The sequence below is a fragment of the Streptomyces toxytricini genome, assembly GCF_014649915.1.
Lineage (GTDB): Bacteria > Actinomycetota > Actinomycetes > Streptomycetales > Streptomycetaceae > Streptomyces > Streptomyces toxytricini.
Genome location: NZ_BMTY01000001.1, coordinates 191,233 through 209,274, shown reverse-complemented (window position 1 = coordinate 209,274; position 18,042 = coordinate 191,233). Strand labels below are relative to the sequence as shown.

The window sequence follows — 18,042 nt, the reverse complement described above, 5'->3', positions numbered from 1 at the left end:
GCGTTCAGCTCCCGGCCGCCAGGTCCGACGGGTCGGTGTTCGCCCCGCACAGCACCACGGCGACGCGCTCGCCGAGCGGTTCGGGGGAGGCCCGTACGGCGGCCAGGGCCGTCGCGGCGCCCGGCTCGACGACGATCCGGTGCTCCTCCCACAGCCTCCGCCGGGCCGCGGTGATCGCGGAGTCGGGCACGAGGACCGATCGGACGCCCCCGGCGCGGGCGGCGGCCAGGGCGTCCGCCGAGACGCGGGTGGCCCCCAGCGAGTCGGCGGCCACCGAGTCCACCGGGACGTCGACGGGCCGGCCCGCCTCCAGCGCCGCGGCCAGGGCCCGGCAGCCCTCCGGTTCGGCCGCGGTGACGCGTACGCCGTGCTCCCGGGCGGCGGTGGCGACCCCGGCGAGCAGTCCGCCGCCGCCGACGGCGACGACGACCGCGTCCAGGCCGGGCAGGGCGGCCCGTACCTCCTCCAGCAGGGTTCCGGCACCGGCCGCGATGAGGGGGTGGTCGTAGGCGTGGGAGGCGAGGGCGCCGCTGCGTGCGGCGAACTCCGCGCAGGCGGCCTGCGCTTCGGCGTACCGCTCGCCGACGAGCCGGACGTCCGCGCCGTAGCCGCGCAGCCGGTCCACCTTGATCCGGGGCGCGGTGGCAGGGAGGAAGACGGTGGCGGGGACGGACTGGGCGCGGGCCGCCCAGGCGCAGGCGAGGCCGGCGTTGCCGCCCGAGGCGATGGCGACGCCGGCATCGGGGAGCGTCCCGGCGGCGCGGTGCGCGGCCAGGAAGTTGTGGGCGCCGCGCGCCTTGAAGGAGCCGGTGTGCTGGAGGTACTCCAGGGCGTACCAGACGCCTCGGCCGGCGGACACGACGGCGGCGGGCCGGACGGCCCCGGCGATCCGGGCTGCGGCGGCGCGGACGGCCGCCGGGTCGAGCTGCTTCTCCACGGAAACGGACCCCTTTCGGGTGGGGGCGGGGGCTGTGCCGGCCTACTGCCGCCCGGTGTCGGGCCGGGCGGCGTCGATCAGCCGGCGCAGGGCGGCGGCGTAGACGGCGTGGTCGGTGAGGACGGGCAGGATCTCGGGCAGGGCGGCCGTCAGGACGGGGAACTCCTCCGGGTCGAGGGCGGCGATCGCGGTCCGCGAGGCGGCCGTGGCCGCGGCCGGGTCGCGGTGGTCGACGAAGGCGGCGCAGCCGAGGGTGAGCAGGTACATGCCCCGGTAGACGGCCATCGCCTCGGCGGGCGCCATCCCGGCGGCCGTGCTGTCCGCGAGGGAGGGTTCGACGAGCCGGGCCAGCAGCTCGCGGCCGGTCCACGGGCGGCTCCCGCGGAGCACCAGGAGCCCGGGGTGGGCGACCAGCAGCCGGTACAGGGCGGTGAAACGGATCTCCGCGGCCTCGGCCCAGCCGGTTCCGGGGGGTACGTCGGGCAGGCGGCGCGCGAGGTGGTCGGTGCACAGGTCGAGCAGGCCCGCGAGGTCGGTGCAGCGGCGCTGGACGGTGGCGTGGGAGACGCCGAGCCGGTCGGCGAGGGCGCGGAAGCTGAGGGCGCCGGGGCCGTCCTCGTCGATGATCCGCAGGGCGGCCTCGGCGATCGCGGACGGGGTCGCACGGTCCAGGGCGGGTGATCTGCGCGGCATGTGATACAGCGTATCAGCCACTGTCACACACCCTCGCGCGTCGCCGGTTCGCGTGACGGCCCCTACACCCATATTGCTGGTCATCACGGCACAAACCATCGGCTTGTGTTGACAGCGGGTAGTCGCACCGCTGCACTGGGCGCACCACCGCCCCCTCGCAAGGAGTCTCCGTGCCGCCTCGCCTGCGTGCGTCGCTCCCCTGCCTCACCGCGGCCGCCCTGCTCGCCCTCGGCCTGTCCCCCGCCCCCGCGGCCGCCGAGCCCACCGCGACCTCGGACACGCCGCTCGCCCTGACCCCGCCGATGGGCTGGAACAACTGGGCGCACTACATGTGCGACATCGACGAGGCGAAGGTCGTCGCCAACGCCGACGCGCTCGTCGCGAGCGGCCTGGCCGCCAAGGGCTACGACACGGTCACCGTCGACGACTGCTGGATGACGAAGAGCCGGGACGCGGACGGCGACCTCGTCGTCGACACGGAGAAGTTCCCGCACGGCATGGCCTGGCTGGGCGAGTACCTGCACGCGAAGGGGCTGAAGTTCGGCATCTACCAGGACGCCGGCTCGCTCACCTGCGAGAAGTACCCCGGCAGCGGCTCCCCCGAGGGCGGCGGCCCCGACCACTACGCGCGGGACGCCCGGCTGTTCGCGTCCTGGGAGGTCGACTACGTCAAGATGGACGGCTGCAACCTGTGGGTGCCGCCCGGCAAGACGAAGGAGCAGGCCTACCGCGACGCCTACAACGCGGTGGCCCGCGCACTGCGCGACACCGGCCGGCCCATGGTGCTGTCCGCATCCGCACCGGCCTACTTCCAGCAGGGCGAATGGGGCTCGGCCGACTGGCACAAGGTCATCGACTGGGTCGGCGAGACCGGGCAGCTGTGGCGCGAGGGCAAGGACATCAAGGTCTTCAGCCCGGCCGCGCCGGCCACCTCGCGCTGGAGCTCCGTCCTCGGCAACTACGGGTACAACCGCTGGCTCGGCCGGTACGCCGGCCCCGGCAACTGGAACGACCCCGACTTCCTCATCGCGGGCGCCCCCGGCCTGACCGATGCCGAGAGCCGCAGCCAGGTCGCGCTGTGGGCGATGATGGCCGCGCCGTTCATCCTGTCCTCCGACGTCTCCGCGCTCACCCCCGGCGGGCTCGCCGCGCTCGGCAACACCGACCTGATCGCCCTGGACCAGGACCCGATGGGCCGCCAGGGCGCGGTGGTCTCGGCGAACGCCACCTTCGAGGTGCTCGCCCGGCCGCTGGCGAACGGGGACCGGGCCGTCGCCGTCCTCAACCGGTCCGCCGCCACCCGCGACATCTCGGTCCCGCTCGCCGACATCGGGCTGTACGGCTGCACGGTGACCGCGAAGGACCTGTGGAGCGGGGGCCGCACGGAGGTCTCAGGCAACCTGGCGGGGAAGCTCGCCGGGCACGACACGGCGGTCTGGCGGCTCACCCCGCACGAGGGCTGCGGGGACGCCGTTCCGACCGGCCAGATCACCGGTGACGGCGTGAAGTGCGCGGACGGCGCCAACACCACGGGCGTCGGCGCGGTCGTCCTCGCCGCGTGCACGGCAGCCGCCGACCAGCGGTGGGTCGTCGCCCCCGACGCGACGCTCCGGCTGGCCGGCCAGTGCCTGACCGCGGGCGCCGACGGCGTCGTCGGACTCGCGCGCTGCGCCACCCGGCAGCCCGGGCAGCGCTGGACGCACCGCCGCGACGGGGCGCTCGTCTCGGCGGCGTACGGGCTCTGCCTGACCGCGCCCGCCGCGCCGGCCACGGCGGACGCCCCGGCCGAGCGCCTGCGGCTCGCCGGCTGCGGCGACCACCGGGTCGACCAGGCCTGGTCGCTGCCGGTCTGACGGTACGCCGGGCGGGTGCCGTGCGGCGCGGCCGCCGGGCGCCCGCCCGGCGGCGTCCGTCCGCACCCGCCCGGCGCCCCTGCCCTGCTCCGGGCCCGGACCACCCGTGCCCCGACGCCCGAGCCCACCCGTGTCCTCATGCCCGCCCCCATCCCCCCCCTTGTCCCGCCTCCCGCACGCGACGGAGCCATGACGAACCACCCCGAACGCCCGGCGGCGGGCAGCGCTCGGCCGCGCCTGCGCCGGCGGGCCGCCCGCCCCGCCTCAAGCACCCGCGTCCGCCCCCGCACCCTGGCCGCGGTCCCCGCCGCGCTGCTCGCCCTCGCACTGGCCGCAGCCCTCCCCGGCCCGGCCCCCGCCCGGGCCGCGGCCGCGCCTCAACCCGCGCCCGCGCCGACGCCGACGCCGCACGGTACGGGCGCCGAGGCGCCCCGCGCCTTCGACGCCGGCCCCGCGCGGGCCGCCCTGCGGCGCCTGCTGCCGCGGCACGCCGCCCAGTTCACCCTCGTACCCGACCCGGCGGCCGGCCCGGACACCTTCACCGTCTCCGGGCGGACCGGCGCGATCACCGTCCGCGGCTCGACCGGCGCGACGCTGCTGACCGGAGTCGGCTGGTACCTCCAGCACGTCGCCGGAGTCGACATCGGCTGGCCGGGCGAGAGCACCGGCATGCTGCCCGCCCGCCTGCCCGCCGTGCCCGCGCCCGTCACCCGCAGCGCCCGGGTGCCCCACCGGTACGCCCTCAACGACACCGACGACGGCTACTCGGGCCCGTACCGCACCTTCGCGCAGCACCAGCGGCAGATCGACCTGCTCGCCCTGCACGGCGTCAACGAGGTGTTCGTGCAGGTCGGCGCCGAGTACCCGTACTACCGGACCTTCCAGCGCTTCGGCTACACCGCCGCCGAGCTGCGCGCGTGGATCCCCGGCCCCGCCCACCAGAGCTGGTGGCTGCTGCAGAACCTCAGCGGCTTCGGCGGGCCCGTCTCCGAGCGCGTGATGCGCGAGCGCGCCGCCATCGGCCGCAAGATCGCCGGGCAGCTCCGCGGCCTCGGCATGACCCCGGTGCTGCCCGGCTACTACGGGACCGTCCCGCCCGGCTTCGCCGCCCGCAACCCGGGCGCGGCCACGGTGCCGCAGGGTGACTGGGCGGGCTTCGAGCGGCCCGACTGGCTGGACCCCTCCTCCCCGGTGTTCGCCAAGGTGGCCGCCGCCTACTACGCCGAGCAGCGCGCGGTGTTCGGCGACAGCACCATGTACCGGATGAGCCCGCTCCACGAGGGCGGCACGGCCGGCCCGGTGGACGTACGGGCGGCCTCCGGCGCCGTCCAGGCGGCCCTGAACGCCGCGCACCCCGGGGCGCTGTGGGCGGTGCTGGGCTGGCAGGACAGCCCCCGCCAGGAGCTGCTCGCGGGGACGGACACCTCGAAGCTGCTCATCCTGGACGGCCTGTCCGACCGGTACAACCGCCTGGACCGCGAGGCCCGCTGGGGCGGCGCCCCGTACGCGCTCGGCACGATCTACAACTTCGGCGGGCACACCACCGTCGGCGCCAACACCTCCGTGTGGCTGGACCGGTTCGGCGCGTGGCGGGCCAAGGAGGACAGCGCGCTGCGCGGGACGGCCTACCTGCCCGAGGCCACCGGTACGAACCCGGCCGCGTTCGACCTGTTCACGGACCTCGCCTGGGAACCGGGCCCGATCGACCACCGGGCGTGGTTCGCGGCGTTCGCCGCCCGGCGGTACGGCAGGCCCGACAAGGAGGCGGCCGCGGCGTGGGAGGAGTTGCGCAAGGGGCCGTACAGCACCTCGTCCGGGCTGTGGTCGGAGTCGCAGGACAGCCTGTTCACGGCCCGGCCGAGCCTGACCGCGGCCACGGCCGCGTACTGGAGCCCCCGGTCGATGCGCTATCCGGCCGACTCGGTGCGCCGGGCGCTGGACCACCTCCTGAAGGTGGATCCGCGGCTGCGCGGCTCCAGCGCCTACCGGTTCGACCTGGTGGACACCGCCCGGCAGGCGCTCGCCAACCACTCGCGGGTGCTGCTGCCGCGGATCCGCGCCGCGTACGCGGCCCGCGACCTGGCCGCGTTCCGCGAGCTGACCGCCGCCTGGCAGGACGCCGAGCGCCGGCTGGACGCGCTGGCGGGCTCCGACCCCAACCTGCGGCTCGGCACCTGGCTGTCCGCCGCCCGCTCCTGGGGGGCGGACCGGGCGGAGCAGGACCGGTACGAGTACGACGCCCGTTCGATCCTGAGCGTGTGGGGCCGGCGCAGCACCAGCGAGGGCGGGTTCCTGCACGACTACGCGAACCGCGAATGGGGCGGCTTGGTACGGGAGTTGTACGCACCGCGCTGGGCGGCGTACTTCGCCTCGCTGGAGGAGGCGCTGGTCGCCGGGACCGCGCCGCGCGAGATCGACTGGCACGCCTTCGAGGAGGAGTGGGCCCGGCGCACGACCCGGCACTCCTCCGGGGCGCAGGGGCCCGCCGGGGACCCGTACGCGCTCGCCTCCGGCGTGGCCCGGCTGCTGGCGGACGCCGGGTAGCCGGACCGCCCGCACCGGCTTCACCCGTTCGGGGGAATTGGGCGCCTCCGGGAGGGGAGAACCCGGCGTCCGACCACCGCCCGGGGCGGGCACTCGCTTCACTGTCCCGGAAGGGAACAGGGGCGGCCGCCGGGAGATCCGGCGGCCGCCCCTTCCGACGCCGTGACGGCACGACACGAGCAGGAGTGCAGCGAGCATGTCCCACACCGGACACGAGCGGCCCGGCCGGTCCGGGCAGGAGGGCCCCGCGCAGGGCGCACCGGCCGCAGCGGAGGGCCGGGAGGCAGCCGTCGCGCCGCCTGCGCCGGCTCCGCCCGCCGCCGGGGAGCGGGTGCCGGACCCCTTGGGGGAGGGCGCCGGCCGGATGCCGGCCGTGCCCCAGCCCGGCGATCCGATCGAGCTGCCGACGGACGGGGTGGTGGAGCTCCGCAAGCGCGGCGGGCTCGCCGCGCGCCTGGCCGGCCCGGCGGCCGAGGACCGCGGACCGGACGCGGAGGACCGGCTGGAGACGGTGGCCCGGCAGGCGGCCGAGCGCGTCGCGGCGGAGGGCCACCCGCGCGTCTGAGCCGGAGGGAGCCCGCGGCGGGACACTGGAGGCGTCGGGCGACCGGTCGGCGGACGGACTGAACATGACGGGCGGGAAGACGGTATCCGGGCGGCGGCGCCTCCTCCTCGGCGGCGCCGTCTGCGGACTCCTCGCGGCGTGCGCGGGCCTGGCCGCGGCGGAGCTGGGCGCGGCGGCGGTCCGCCCCGAGGCGGCCCCGGTCGCCGCGGTGGGCGGCACGCTCGTCGACCTCGCCCCGGCGGCCGTGAAGGAGTGGGCGGTCCGCACGTTCGGGACGGCCGACAAGCCGCTGCTGGCCGCCGGGATCCTGCTCGTCCTCGCCGCGGTCGCCGCGGCGGCCGGCGTGCTCGCCGCACACCGCCCCCGGGCCGGCGCGGCCGTCGCCGCCGGCATCGGGCTCCTCGGCGCGGCGGCCGCCCTCGGCCGGCCGGGGGCGGCCTGGAGGGACGCGCTGCCGTCGACGGCCGGCGGCCTCGCCGCCGCGGCGGTGCTCTACGGGCTCGCCCGCGCCCTGCGCCGGCCCGGGCCCGCGGGCGCCCCGCCCGGGGGCGGGGCGTGGGCGATGGACCGGCGGGGCTTCGGCCGGCTCGCGGCGGGCGTCCTCGCCGCGTCGGCGGTCGCCGGGTACGCGGGCCGGCGGCTCGGCGCGCACGGCTCCGCCGCGGCCACGGCCTCGCGGGCCGCGCTGGTCCTGCCGCCGCCCGCGCTGCCCGCGCCGCCGGTGCCCCCCGGCACCGACCCGCGGGTGTTGGGGGCGTCCCCGTTCTTCACCCCGAACCGGGAGTTCTACCGGGTGGACACCGCCCTGGTGGTGCCGCGGGTGGACGCCGAGGCATGGCGGCTGCGGATCCACGGCGCGGGCGTCACCCGCCCGCTGGAGCTCGGCCTGCGCGAGCTGCTGCAACGCCCGCTCGTGGAGCACGACATCACCCTGACCTGCGTGTCGAACGAGGTCGGCGGCCCGTACGCGGGCAACGCCCGCTGGCTCGGCGTCCGTCTGGCCGACCTGCTGCGCGAGGCCGGCGTGCGGCCGCCGTCCGAGGGCGGCCCCGCCGACCAGCTGGTGGCGCGGTCGGTGGACGGGATGACGCTGGGCACGCCGGTAGAGACCGTCATGGACGGCCGGGAGGCGCTCCTCGCCGTCGGGATGAACGGCGAGCCGCTGCCCTTCGCGCACGGCTTCCCCGTCCGGATGGTCGTGCCGGGGCTGTACGGGTACGTGTCGGCCTGCAAGTGGCTGCGGGAGCTGCGGCTGACGACCTTCGCCGCGTACGACGCGTACTGGGTGCGCCGGTCCTGGGCTGCGCGGGCGCCCGTCAAGACGCAGTCCCGGATCGACACGCCGCGCCCCTCCGCGCGGCCGGCGGCGGGCCGGATCGCGGTGGCCGGGGTGGCGTGGGCGCAGCACCGCGGAATCTCGCGGGTGGAGGTGCGGGTCGACGGCGGGCCGTGGCAGCAGGCCCGGCTCGCCGCCGCGGACGGGGTGGACACCTGGCGGCTGTGGTCGTGGCCGTGGGAGGCCTCCCCCGGCCGGCACACCCTCCGGGTGCGGGCGGTTGACGGCACCGGGGCCGTGCAGACGGAGGCCCGCGCCCCCGTCCTCCCCGACGGGGCGACCGGCCTGCACACGGTGACCGTCGACGTTGTTCCACCGGGGTGGGGCGGCGCGGCGTAGGGTCGGGCCATGGCGCAGACGGAGCAGACCCTTGACGGGAAGGTCGCCCTGGTAGCCGGGGCGACGCGGGGCGCGGGCCGCGGCATCGCGGTCGAACTGGGCGCGCAGGGCGCGACGGTGTACGTGACGGGGCGCAGCACGCGCGGCCGGCGCTCGGAGTACGACCGGCCGGAGACGGTGGAGGAGACCGCGGAGCTGGTCACGGCGGCGGGCGGGAAGGGGATCGCGGTCGTCGCGGACCACCTGGTGCCCGAGCAGGTGGAGGCCCTGGTCGGGCGGATCGACGCCGAACAGGGGCGTCTGGACGTGCTGGTGAACGACATCTGGGGCGGCGAGCTGCTGTTCGAGTGGGACGGCACCGTGTGGGACCACGACCTGGACAACGGGCTGCGGCTGCTGCGGCTCGCCGTCGACACCCACGCCATCACCAGCCACTTCGCGATGCCGCTGCTGCTGCGCCGGCCGGGCGGGCTGGTGGTGGAGATGACGGACGGCACCGCCGAGTACAACGCGGGCCGGTACAGGGTGTCGTTCTTCTACGACGTCGCGAAGTCGGCGGTGCTGCGGATGGCGTTCGCGCTGGGGCACGAGCTGGGCCCGCGCGGGGCGACGGCGGTCGCGCTGACGCCGGGCTGGCTGCGCTCGGAGATGATGCTCGACGGGTTCGGCGTGACGGAGGCGAACTGGCGGGACGCCCTGGAGCGGGTCCCGCACTTCGCGATCTCGGAGAGCCCCGCGTACGTGGGCCGGGCGGTCGCCGCGCTCGCAGCCGACCCCGAGGTGGCCCGCTGGAACGGGCAGTCGCTCTCCAGCGGGCAGCTCGCCCGGGTGTACGGCTTCACGGACGTGGACGGGAGCCGGCCGGACGCCTGGCGGTACCTGGTCGAGGTCCAGGACCCGGACCTGCCGGCGGACACGGCCGGCTACCGCTGATCGGCCGGGAACAGCCCGGCCCCGCCGGCCGGCGGGTCGAAGAACCGGGCCACGTCGGCGTCGGACACGTCGGCGAGCGCGGCCGGGTTCCAGCGCGGGGCGCGGTCCTTGTCGACGACCTGGGCGCGGATGCCCTCGACGAGGTCGGGTGAGCGCAGGGCGTTGCAGGAGACCCGGTACTCCTGGGCGAGGGCCTCCTCCAGCGAGGAGAGGGCGGCGGTGCGGCGCATCGCGGCGAGGGTGGCCTTCAGCGCGGTGGGGGACTTGGCGAGGATCGTCTCGGCGGCCTCCTTCGCGACCGGGTCGCCCTCGGCGAGGAGCCGGTCGACGGTCTCCTCGACGGTGTCGGCGGCGTGGCAGCGGTCGATCCAGTGCCGCCGCCCGGCGAGGACGCCCGGGGCGGGTTCGGTGGCGAACCGTGCGACCGCCTCGCGGGCGGGGGCCTCGGCGAGGGCGGCGGCCAGGTCGGGGAGGCGCTCCGCGGGCACGTGGTGGTCGGCGAGGCCGCACAGCAGCGCGTCGGCGGCGCCGACGGCCGAGCCGGTGAGCGCGAGGTGGGTGCCGAGCAGGCCGGGGGCGCGGGAGAGCAGCCAGGTGCCGCCGACGTCGGGGACGAAGCCGATGCCGGTCTCCGGCATGGCGACGCGGGAGCGTTCGGTGACGACGCGGACGCTGCCGTGGGCGGAGATGCCGACGCCGCCGCCCATGGTGATGCCGTCCATGAGGGCGACGTACGGCTTGGGGTAGCGGGCGATGAGCGCGTTGAGGCGGTACTCGTCGCGCCAGAAGGCGGCCGAGGCGGAGGTGCCGGCCTTGGCGTCGTCGTGGATGGCCCGGATGTCGCCGCCCGCGCACAGGCCGCGCTCGCCGGCGCCGCGGACGAGGACCTGCTCCACCAGCGGGTCGTCCGCCCAGGCGCGGAGGGCCTCCTCCATCCGCAGCACCATGGGGTGCGTGAGGGCGTTCAGGGCGCGGGGGCGGTTGAGGGTGATCACCCCGGTGCGCCCCTGCCGGTGGGTCAGGACGTGGTCGGCGGCGTCTTCGCTGTTCACGGCAGCCAGTATGGAGGGTCGGCTGCGGGGGCGGGAGCGGTGGGCCCGCCAGGCGGCCAGGGCGTCGGCGCGGGGTCTGCCGGGGTGGCGGGCGTGCCAGTCGCGCAGGAAGCGGTTGAACTCGAACTGCTCGCCGATCTCCCGGGGTTGCGCGGCGGCGTCGCGGGTGGCGTGCCAATGGGCGACGGCCTCGGCGAGGGTGCGGCCGGCGCCTTGGGCGACGTAGTCCCGCATGGCCGCGTCGAAGTGGAAGGCCGGCCCGATCTCACGGGTGAAGAACTCCCTGAGGACCTGGCTGCACCGCTGGCCCGGCGGGATGACCGTACGGCCGTCGACGGGCGCGGCGAGCTGCCGGCCCGCCTTCCGGGGGGCGGGCCGGGCCGGCCGGGCGGCCGGGCGGCCGTCGAGCGCGGAGGCCAGCCGCGCGGTCAGGGCGTCCTTGCCCCCGCCGGCGGGGACGCCCAGGGTGCGGGCGAACGCGGCGAGTTCGGCGAGCGTCCAGTACCAGCGCTGCAGCTCGGCCCCGGTCAGTTCCGCCGTCAGGGAGGGACGGACCTCCCCGTCATTCGTACGCATGTTCGTATCTTAAGGGCGCCGGGCCGCTCCTTTGCGACCCGGCGCCCTTCCCGGCCGGACGGGCGCGCCTACAGGGCCTCGGGGGATGCGGCGAGGGAGTGCAGGTAGCGCATCAGCGTCATGAGGACGTCGCGGCTGGAGTCGCGGCGGCGGGCGTCGCAGACGACGAGCGGGACCGAATCGGGCAGGTCGAGCGCGGCACGCAGGTCCTCCAGCGGGTGCTCGGGCGCGTCGGGGAAGGCGTTGACGGCGACGACGAAGGGCACGCCGCGCTCCTCCAGGCGCCCGATGACGTCGAAGCTGACCTCCAGCCGGCGGGTGTCGACCAGGACGACCGCGCCGAGGGCGCCCTCGAACAGGCCGCGCCACAGGAACCAGAAGCGCTGCTGCCCTGGGGTGCCGAAGAGGTACAGCACCAGTTCCTCGTTGATGCTGATGCGGCCGAAGTCCATGGCCACGGTGGTCGAGGTCTTGCGCTCCACCCCGGCCGTGTCGTCGACGCCGACGCCGGCCTGCGTCATCGTCTCCTCGGTGGTGAGCGGGCGGATCTCGCTCACGGAGCCGACCAGGGTCGTCTTGCCGACGCCGAAGCCGCCGACGATGACCACCTTGACGGCGGCCGCCGCCGTGGCCGGGAGGGCGTCCTCGCTCCGGGGACCGGCCGGGGGATGTCCGCGGTGGGGGGCCGGGGGCGGCGGCTCAGAGCTTGCGTAGTCCATCGATGACTGCCTCTATCAGTGCCAGGTCGGGGAGTTTGGCGGGGGCGACGGGCGGGCGTGAGAGCACGTGGCCGGCGGTGATCAGGTCGCCCAGCAGGACGGTGACCACGCTGACCGGCAGGGCGAGGTACGCGGAGATCTCGGCGACCGAGAGGGGTGATCTGCACATCCTCATGATCGCTGCGTGCTCGGGTTGCATCCCGGGCCTGGGCCCCGTTTTGGCGATGATCAGGGTGACGAGGTCGAGGGGGACCGGGGACACCGGTCCGCTCCGCCCGCCCGTGATCACGTAGAGCCGCTCGGGAGTGCCGTCTTCCCAGTCCCGGCCTGGGTTGCTCACGCGGTCAGCCCTCCCCCGGGAGCGGTGGCTCCGGGGGCGTCTCCGACCCGCGGCGGGCTGCTCAGGTGCTCGCCGATACGGGCGACCAGGTCGCGCATGCGCTGGCCCATCAGGCCGGCGTCGACCCCCTCGTCGGCCAGGACGGCCAGGTAGGCGCCCGCTCCGGCCGCCATCAGGTAGAAGAAGCCGCCGTCCATCTCGATCACGACGAGCCGCATCCGGCCGCTGCTGTGCGGGAGTTCGGCGGCGACGGCGCCGGCGAGGCTCTGGAGTCCGGCGCAGGCGGCGGCGAGCCGGTCGGCGGTGTCGGTCTCCGTGCCGTACTGGGCCATGCGCAGGCCGTCGGCGGACAGGACGACGACGTGGCGGGTCTGCGGAACGCTTTCGGCCAGGTCCTTGAGCATCCAGTCCATGTTGCTCTGCTGCTGACTCATGGCTGTTCCCCCTTGCTCGCCGTGTTCGGCGAGGCGTCTGTGTTCGGGCTTGCTGCGGCGCGGCGGCTCGGGACGGTCTTGCTGCTGGTGTCCCCGGTGAGGCCGCCCTGGAAGGCGGCCAGCCACATGCCGGGTTCGGGTTCGGGTGCGGCGGCGGCCGCGGCGGGTGCGGCCGGCGCCGCGGGTGCGGCCGCGGCGGTCTCGTCCGGGGCTGCGGCGCGGGTGCGGCGGCGGCGCTGCGGGAGGCCGGTCGCGGTCCGCTCGGTGACCAGGGGCACGTCGTCGTCCTCGGGGTGCCGGGGGCCCGTCGCGGGGCGGGCGGCGGCCGGCGGGCGGACCGCGGCGGGCGCGTCGTCGGAGGCCGCCGCATGCTCCCCGGCGGCGGGCCGGGCCTCGACCGCTGCGGGCGCGGCCTCGACCGCTGCGGGCGGGGCCTCGGCCCCGGCGGCGGGCAGGGCGGCCCGCGGGCCGGAGGCGGTGCCGATGCCGTGGGCGACGCCGCTCGCCGCCGAGCTGGCGGTGATCAGGGCCTGCGGGATGACGAGGACGGCGCGGACGCCGCCGTACGCCGACGCCCGCAGCGAGACCTGGAAGTCGTACGCCTGCGAGAGCCGGCCGACGACGGCGAGGCCCAGGCGGGGCGTCTCGCCGAGGTCGGCGAGGTCGATGCCCTCCTGCGCCTGGCGCAGCATCCGCTCGGCGCGCCTGCGGGCCTCCTCGCTCATGCTGACGCCGCCGTCCTCGATCTCGACGGCGATGCCCGAGTTCACGTCGACGGCGGTCAGGTGCACCTTGGTCTGCGGAGGCGAGTAGCGGGTGGCGTTGTCGAGGAGCTCGGCGAGGGCGTGGATGAGCGGTTCGACCGCCGGGCCGACCACGGCGACCTGGGAGACCGAGTGGAGCTCCACGCGCTGGTAGTCGATGATCCGGGACATGGCGCCGCGGAGCACGCTGTAGAGCGGGACCGCCTTGGACCACTGGCGGCCGGGGCGGGCGCCGCCGAGGACGGCGATGGAGTCGGCGAGGCGCCCGATGAGCGCGGTGCCGTGGTCGAGGCGCAGCAGGTCGCCGAAGACGTCGGGGCTGCGGCCGTGGCGGTCCTCCATGTCGCGCAGTTCCTGTGCCTGCTGGTGGACGATGGCCTGGACGCGGCGGGCGATGTTGACGAAGGCGCGCTGCGCGGAGTCGCGCAGGTCCTCCTCCGCGACGACGGCCTCCAGGACGGAGCGCAGCACGGCCTGGTGGGCCGCGCGGAACTCCGGGGTGAGCCCGGGCCCGTGGGTGCCGGGCTCCTCCAGGGAGGCGAGCACCTCCTCGGGGAACTCGCCCTTGCGCAGCCGCTCGACGACGTCGGGCAGGAGCTCCTGCGCCAGGCGGACGGTCTCGGTCTGCTGCCGGGCGAGGGCCGCCTCCTGTGCGGCGACGGCGGCGCGCAGGACGGCGACGGCCCTGCTGCGCCGGGCGGCCACGGCGCAGGCGAGGGCGACCGCCGCGAAGGCGACGGCGCCGACCCAGGCGACGGGCGTGCGGGCGGGTGCGGAGACCGCTGCGACGGCGACCGCCGCGGCAACTGCGGTCGCCAGGGCGGGAAGCGCCCATACGACGGGTGAGGTGGCCCCTGGACTACCGGGCGACGATCCCACGCGAACCATCAGAACCCTCAAACGATCGAAAGCGAATGATCATAGGACAACGGCCCGGAATCTTAGCGGCTCCGTGCACGGCACTTGACAGCAGGTCATGATCCGGACAGGACAACCGGGTTGAGTCCTGCGTTTCTGTCCGAAACCCGTTTGTGTGCCGGTCGGGGCCGATTTTCCGTGGTTTGCTACTGGCCGGTACCCCGCGCGGAACCAGTGATTCCCCGGGGGGCAGAATGATCTTCGGCAGAGCCCCGCCACTCGTCGGCTCGCCTCCTCACGGACACGCACGGAACAGGAGCGCACGCGTTGAACCAGGCGACGCGCGAACAGGCCCAGCACTTCCTCCGGCAGGACGAGCGGCTCGTCGCCGCCTGCGCCTTCGAACTCGACCCGGGCGTGCCGTACCCGCCCGAGTCGCTCCTCGCGCCGCCGGAGCCCCCGGCGCTTTCCCGGCGCATAGAGGCACGGATCCCGCGCCCCCTGCGCCAGCTCGTCCACGCGAAGGCGGCCGATCCGCACCACCTGCGCCCCTCCGCAGCGGCGGAGACGACCCACCGCCTGCCGGACGCCCTGGACGCGCCGGGCTCGCGGACGCCGCGCGGCGCGGGAATGGAAGGCGGCTGGGAGAGCGCCGCCGGCCGCTTCCTCGTCAGCCGGGCAAACGCCCACGGCTCGGCGGGCGGGGTCCTCGCCGTCACGGACCGGCGCTGGTTCGCCCTGACGGACGTCTCCCCCCTGTGGCGGTCCACGCCGGTCATGCGGCAGTTCTGGGAGGTGCCGCGGCAGGCCGTCTCCGCGCTGCGGGCGAACCCGCGCGGGACGGCGCAGAAGGGGCGCATGGACGTCGAGTTCACGGACGGGTCCTGGGTGGCGGTCCTCGCCGTCCCGGCATCGGCCGCACGGCCGTTCGCCGAGGCGTCGGCGCACCTCCGCTGAGGCGGGGCGGGGACGGGGACCCGGTCGGCCGGTGGTCTGTACCAATCCCGCGCGGGTGGCGCACACTGCCGTGACGCCTGATGCGGGAGGACCCATGAAGCCCACCGGCCGAAGCGCCGCCGAACTGCCCCTGCACCGCCTCCAGGTGCCCCAGCCGCACCTGCTGCCCTTCGCCGTCGGCTCCTTCGACGCGATCGGCCCCCTCTCCCGTGCCGGATTCCCCCACCGGCACACCTTCCACGAGATCGCCCACGTCACCGCCGGCACCGGCAGGCACGTCCTCGACCTCGTGCCCGGCCCCCTCGCCCCGCCCCTGCTGTGCGTGATCACCCCCGGCCAGGTGCACCACTGGGAGGGGGCCGAGGGGCCGGCGGGGCGGGTCGTCCTCTTCCACGAGGACTTCCTCGGCGGGCACCCCGAGGACGCCCGGGCCCTGCGCCGGCTCGCCGGACGGCCCACCATCCCGCTGGGACCGCACGCGCCGCGCATCGCCGGGCTGGTCGGCGCGATGGAGGAGGAGTACCGCGCCCTGCGGCCCGGATACGCCGGCGTGCTCCGCGCCTACCTGCACATCCTCGTCGTGGAGGCCACGCGCGCCGCCGACGCGGTCGCGCCGCCGGACGTGCCCGCCGACCGGGCGGACGGCCTCGCCGAGGCGTTCGGGCGGATCACCGCCCGGCCGGGCGGAGCGCAGCTGACGGTGGCCGCATGCGCCCGCGAACTCGGCGTCTCCACGGGCCACTTGCACGCCGCGGTGAAGCAGGCGACGGGCCTGACACCCGGGGAGCTGATCCGAAAGGCGCAGACCCTGGAGGCCAAACGCCTGCTCGCGGGCACCGACATGACGGTGCGGCAGGTCGCCCAGCAGGCCGGATTCGCGGACCCGTCCTACTTCTGCCGCTTCTTCCGGCGCGAGACCGGCCTGACTCCCGGCGGGTTCCGGGCCGGGCTCGCAGGAAAACACCACGATCCCCGGATCCCGTCCATCGCGGGGCCCGCATCCGGCCCCTAGGTTGGCAGCGCGGCGCCGGAACCGGCGGGTTGCCGCCGCCCGCGGCGCTGTCGCGCCCCACCGCGGCACGGTTCCGGCCCCGCCACCCCCACGACCGGAAGGAGTCGACGCATGCCCACTCCCGCAGACCCGAGCAACGACGCCCAGGACCCGCAGCGCCGGGCCGTCAGCCGCAAGTCGGTGCTCAAGGCCGCCGCCCTGGCCGGAGTCACCCCGCTGCTGATCGGCGGCGGCGCGGCCCTGGCCCGCGACCGCGGCGCCGCACCCGGCGCCGAGCTGGAGCTGACCCCGACCTGCGACGACGGCGACGCGCCGACGATCCCGCAGACCGAGGGCCCGTACTTCAAGCCGAACTCCCCGCAGCGCACGTCGCTGGTCTCCCCGGGGACCCCGGGCGTCCCGCTCACGGTGTCCGGGTTCGTCTTCGGCCGGAACTGCCGGCCGGTGGCGGGCGCCCTGCTGGACTTCTGGCAGGCCGACGTGAACGGCGCGTACGACAACGCCGGGTACGCCTTCCGCGGCCACCAGTTCACCGACTCGCGCGGGGCCTTCACCCTGCGCACCATCGTCCCCGGCCTCTACCCGGGACGCACCCGGCATATCCACGTCAAGGCGCAGGCCCCCGGCGGGCGGGTGCTGACGACGCAGCTGTACTTCCCCGGCGAGCCGCGCAACGCCACGGACACGATCTTCGACGCGCGCCTGCTGATGAACGTCCGCCAGAGCGGCCCGGGACGCGAGGGCACCTTCGACTTCGTCCTCGACGTCGACGCGGGCGGCCCCTCCCCGTCGCCCACGGGCTCGCAGCCGCCCGCGGACGCCTGGACCCCCGGCCGCTCCTACCGGGCCGGGGACCGGGTCTCGTACGGCGGTGCGGCCTACTCGTGCCTGCAGGCGCACGTGGCGACCGTCGGCTGGGAGCCGCCGACGACCCCGGCGCTGTGGCGGCGGGTGTAGGCCCCGGTCCGGGGCGGGGCCTCAGCCGGTGTGGCGGACCCGGAACCGGTCGGGCCGTGCCGGGTCCCGGTCGGCGACCTGGACCGGCGCGCCCGCCCACTGCCACACGCCGGTGCCCGCGGTGCGGGTGAAGCGGATCGGCCCGCGGGTGCCCTCGGCCGACACGTGCGGCCAGGCCCCGGCGACGGCCGCCCGGTCGGTGCCGCGGGTGCGCAGCGCCTCGGCGAGGACGGCGGCGGTGTCCCAGCCTTCGAAGGCGACGAAGGACGGGGCCCCGCCCAGCCGGGTCCGCAGCTCTGCGGCGACGCGTTCGCCGAGCGGTCCGAGCCGGTCGGGCAGGTAGCGCAGGAACGGGATCCCCGCGCCGTCCGCGCCGAGCGCCGCGGCCCATCCGGCGAACTCCGGCTGCCCGGCAGGGGCGCCGATCAGGAGGCCGTCGAGGCGGCGGTCGGCCCGCACGGCCCGGACGATCGGAATTGCAGGCTCCGGGTGGCGGGCGAGCAGGAGCAGCGCCGTCGCACCGTCCGCGGCGAGCGCGTCGCACAAGGCCTCGGGGGCGAGCGCGTCCGCGTCGAGCACGAGGAGGGTGCCGCCCGCGGCGGCCAGGCGGTCCCGCAGGATGCGCGTCCCGGAGGTCCAGTAGACGCTCGGCTGGGAGGCCACGGCGATCCGCCGCCGCCCGGCGGCGAGGAGGAAGTCGGCGTACGTCCGCCAGCCCTGCGACTGGGGCGGGGCCAGGCGGGCGACCTGCTGCGCCGGCCCGTCGGTGAGCTCGTCGAGCACCGCGGACGAGCAGAGGAACGGCACGCCGACGGCGTCGGCCCGGGCAGCGGCCGCCCGGGCCACGACGCTGTGGTACTCGCCGGCCACGGCGACGACGTCGTCCAGGCCCGCCAGTTCGTCCACGGCCGCCGCGGCCCGCGCCGGGTCGGCCGCCGTGTCCCGGACCAGCAGCTCCAGCGGCCGGCCGGCGATGCCCCCGGCCGCGTTCACGTCCCGGACGCCGAGCTCCAGTCCGGCGAGCAGCTGCCGGCCCGCCTCGGTCCAGCCGGGCCGGGTCAGCGGGACGAGGACGCCGAGGCGGACGGGCGGGCCGTCCGCGCGGTGCGCTCCGGGCGTCGGCGGTGGCGGCGTGTGCATCGGCGGCGTCTCCCCTGCGACGGTGCGGGCCCG

Annotated in this window: 16 protein-coding genes and 1 pseudogene; 8 read left to right on the top strand and 9 right to left on the bottom strand. The window is 76.5% G+C overall.

Annotation, left to right across the window (positions count from 1 at the left end; genetic code table 11):
- Positions 1 to 4: 4 nt before the first annotated feature.
- A complete protein-coding gene (locus tag IE170_RS00865; protein ID WP_189807345.1) occupies positions 5 to 937 on the bottom strand; it encodes a serine/threonine dehydratase in 933 nt (310 codons plus the stop codon).
- Positions 938 to 979: 42 nt separating this feature from the next.
- Entirely contained in the window at positions 980 to 1,630 is a 651-nt protein-coding gene (locus IE170_RS00860; RefSeq protein ID WP_189807344.1) for a TetR/AcrR family transcriptional regulator, read from the bottom strand.
- A 170-nt stretch (positions 1,631 to 1,800) separates the two neighbouring features.
- Here IE170_RS00860 and IE170_RS00855 point away from each other — a divergent pair, with 170 nt between their 5' ends.
- The 5 genes from IE170_RS00855 (at position 1,801) to IE170_RS00835 (ending at position 9,200) form a co-directional block, all read left to right on the top strand.
- On the top strand, positions 1,801 to 3,483 hold the full coding sequence (locus IE170_RS00855; RefSeq protein ID WP_229884535.1) for a ricin-type beta-trefoil lectin domain protein: 1,683 nt from the start codon (positions 1,801 to 1,803) through the stop codon (positions 3,481 to 3,483).
- A gap of 189 nt (positions 3,484 to 3,672) precedes the next feature.
- Positions 3,673 to 6,027 (top strand): alpha-N-acetylglucosaminidase, encoded by a 2,355-nt coding sequence (locus IE170_RS00850; RefSeq protein ID WP_189807343.1) that lies wholly within the window; start codon positions 3,673 to 3,675, stop codon positions 6,025 to 6,027.
- A 196-nt stretch (positions 6,028 to 6,223) separates the two neighbouring features.
- A complete protein-coding gene (locus IE170_RS00845; protein ID WP_189807342.1) occupies positions 6,224 to 6,592 on the top strand; it encodes a hypothetical protein in 369 nt (122 codons plus the stop codon).
- Positions 6,593 to 6,656: 64 nt separating this feature from the next.
- Complete coding sequence (locus IE170_RS00840; RefSeq protein ID WP_189807341.1) at positions 6,657 to 8,267, top strand: molybdopterin-dependent oxidoreductase; 1,611 nt, start codon at positions 6,657 to 6,659, stop codon at positions 8,265 to 8,267.
- A gap of 9 nt (positions 8,268 to 8,276) precedes the next feature.
- On the top strand, positions 8,277 to 9,200 hold the full coding sequence (locus IE170_RS00835) for an SDR family oxidoreductase (protein ID WP_189807340.1): 924 nt from the start codon (positions 8,277 to 8,279) through the stop codon (positions 9,198 to 9,200).
- Here the strand turns inward: IE170_RS00835 and IE170_RS00830 are convergent.
- The 6 genes and pseudogenes from IE170_RS00830 to IE170_RS00810 all read right to left on the bottom strand — a co-directional run bounded on the left by IE170_RS00830 (position 9,191) and on the right by IE170_RS00810 (position 13,973).
- Complete coding sequence (locus IE170_RS00830) at positions 9,191 to 10,252, bottom strand: enoyl-CoA hydratase/isomerase family protein (protein ID WP_229884556.1); 1,062 nt, start codon at positions 10,250 to 10,252, stop codon at positions 9,191 to 9,193. The two genes, IE170_RS00835 and IE170_RS00830, sit on opposite strands and share 10 nt — an antisense overlap.
- A 228-nt stretch (positions 10,253 to 10,480) precedes the next feature.
- Positions 10,481 to 10,828, bottom strand: a pseudogene (locus IE170_RS33100) (DUF6434 domain-containing protein); the annotation flags it as partial.
- Positions 10,829 to 10,896: 68 nt separating this feature from the next.
- The gene (locus tag IE170_RS00825) at positions 10,897 to 11,547 is read right to left on the bottom strand and encodes a GTP-binding protein (protein ID WP_189807339.1); all 651 of its coding nucleotides are present in this window, start codon (positions 11,545 to 11,547) and stop codon (positions 10,897 to 10,899) included.
- A complete protein-coding gene (locus IE170_RS00820) occupies positions 11,528 to 11,887 on the bottom strand; it encodes a DUF742 domain-containing protein (protein ID WP_125543168.1) in 360 nt (119 codons plus the stop codon). The genes IE170_RS00825 and IE170_RS00820 overlap by 20 nt, the downstream gene beginning before the upstream one ends.
- The gene (locus IE170_RS00815) at positions 11,884 to 12,321 is read right to left on the bottom strand and encodes a roadblock/LC7 domain-containing protein (protein ID WP_189807338.1); all 438 of its coding nucleotides are present in this window, start codon (positions 12,319 to 12,321) and stop codon (positions 11,884 to 11,886) included. Before IE170_RS00815 ends, IE170_RS00820 begins: the two co-directional genes overlap by 4 nt.
- Positions 12,318 to 13,973, bottom strand: a complete 1,656-nt coding sequence (locus IE170_RS00810) for a sensor histidine kinase (protein WP_189807337.1) — start codon at positions 13,971 to 13,973, stop codon at positions 12,318 to 12,320. The genes IE170_RS00815 and IE170_RS00810 overlap by 4 nt, the downstream gene beginning before the upstream one ends.
- A gap of 297 nt (positions 13,974 to 14,270) precedes the next feature.
- Between IE170_RS00810 and IE170_RS00805 the strand changes: the two genes are divergently transcribed.
- From IE170_RS00805 to IE170_RS00795, 3 genes are all read left to right on the top strand, one after another.
- Positions 14,271 to 14,900 carry a hypothetical protein gene (locus tag IE170_RS00805; RefSeq protein WP_189807336.1) on the top strand — a complete coding sequence of 210 codons (630 nt, stop codon included), beginning with the start codon at positions 14,271 to 14,273 and terminating at the stop codon, positions 14,898 to 14,900.
- Positions 14,901 to 14,994: 94 nt separating this feature from the next.
- Complete coding sequence (locus IE170_RS00800; protein WP_189807335.1) at positions 14,995 to 15,912, top strand: helix-turn-helix transcriptional regulator; 918 nt, start codon at positions 14,995 to 14,997, stop codon at positions 15,910 to 15,912.
- 111 nt (positions 15,913 to 16,023) lie between these two features.
- Positions 16,024 to 16,869: a dioxygenase family protein gene (locus IE170_RS00795; protein ID WP_189807334.1), complete on the top strand. Its 846-nt coding sequence runs from the start codon at positions 16,024 to 16,026 to the stop codon at positions 16,867 to 16,869.
- A 21-nt stretch (positions 16,870 to 16,890) separates the two neighbouring features.
- Here the strand turns inward: IE170_RS00795 and IE170_RS00790 are convergent, their stop codons facing one another.
- Positions 16,891 to 18,009 carry an ABC transporter substrate-binding protein gene (locus IE170_RS00790; RefSeq protein WP_189807333.1) on the bottom strand — a complete coding sequence of 373 codons (1,119 nt, stop codon included), beginning with the start codon at positions 18,007 to 18,009 and terminating at the stop codon, positions 16,891 to 16,893.
- Positions 18,010 to 18,042: the final 33 nt, after the last annotated feature.

Coding starts and splice junctions, on each gene's coding strand:
- IE170_RS00860 (WP_189807344.1), bottom strand. CDS start 1,630: ATGCCGCGCAGATCACCCGCCCTGGACCGTGCGACCCCGTCCGCGATC.
- IE170_RS00850 (WP_189807343.1), top strand. CDS start 3,673: ATGACGAACCACCCCGAACGCCCGGCGGCGGGCAGCGCTCGGCCGCGC.
- IE170_RS00845 (WP_189807342.1), top strand. CDS start 6,224: ATGTCCCACACCGGACACGAGCGGCCCGGCCGGTCCGGGCAGGAGGGC.
- IE170_RS00840 (WP_189807341.1), top strand. CDS start 6,657: ATGACGGGCGGGAAGACGGTATCCGGGCGGCGGCGCCTCCTCCTCGGC.
- IE170_RS00835 (WP_189807340.1), top strand. CDS start 8,277: ATGGCGCAGACGGAGCAGACCCTTGACGGGAAGGTCGCCCTGGTAGCC.
- IE170_RS00825 (WP_189807339.1), bottom strand. CDS start 11,547: ATGGACTACGCAAGCTCTGAGCCGCCGCCCCCGGCCCCCCACCGCGGA.
- IE170_RS00815 (WP_189807338.1), bottom strand. CDS start 12,321: ATGAGTCAGCAGCAGAGCAACATGGACTGGATGCTCAAGGACCTGGCC.
- IE170_RS00810 (WP_189807337.1), bottom strand. CDS start 13,973: ATGGTTCGCGTGGGATCGTCGCCCGGTAGTCCAGGGGCCACCTCACCC.
- IE170_RS00800 (WP_189807335.1), top strand. CDS start 14,995: ATGAAGCCCACCGGCCGAAGCGCCGCCGAACTGCCCCTGCACCGCCTC.
- IE170_RS00795 (WP_189807334.1), top strand. CDS start 16,024: ATGCCCACTCCCGCAGACCCGAGCAACGACGCCCAGGACCCGCAGCGC.
- IE170_RS00790 (WP_189807333.1), bottom strand. CDS start 18,009: ATGCACACGCCGCCACCGCCGACGCCCGGAGCGCACCGCGCGGACGGC.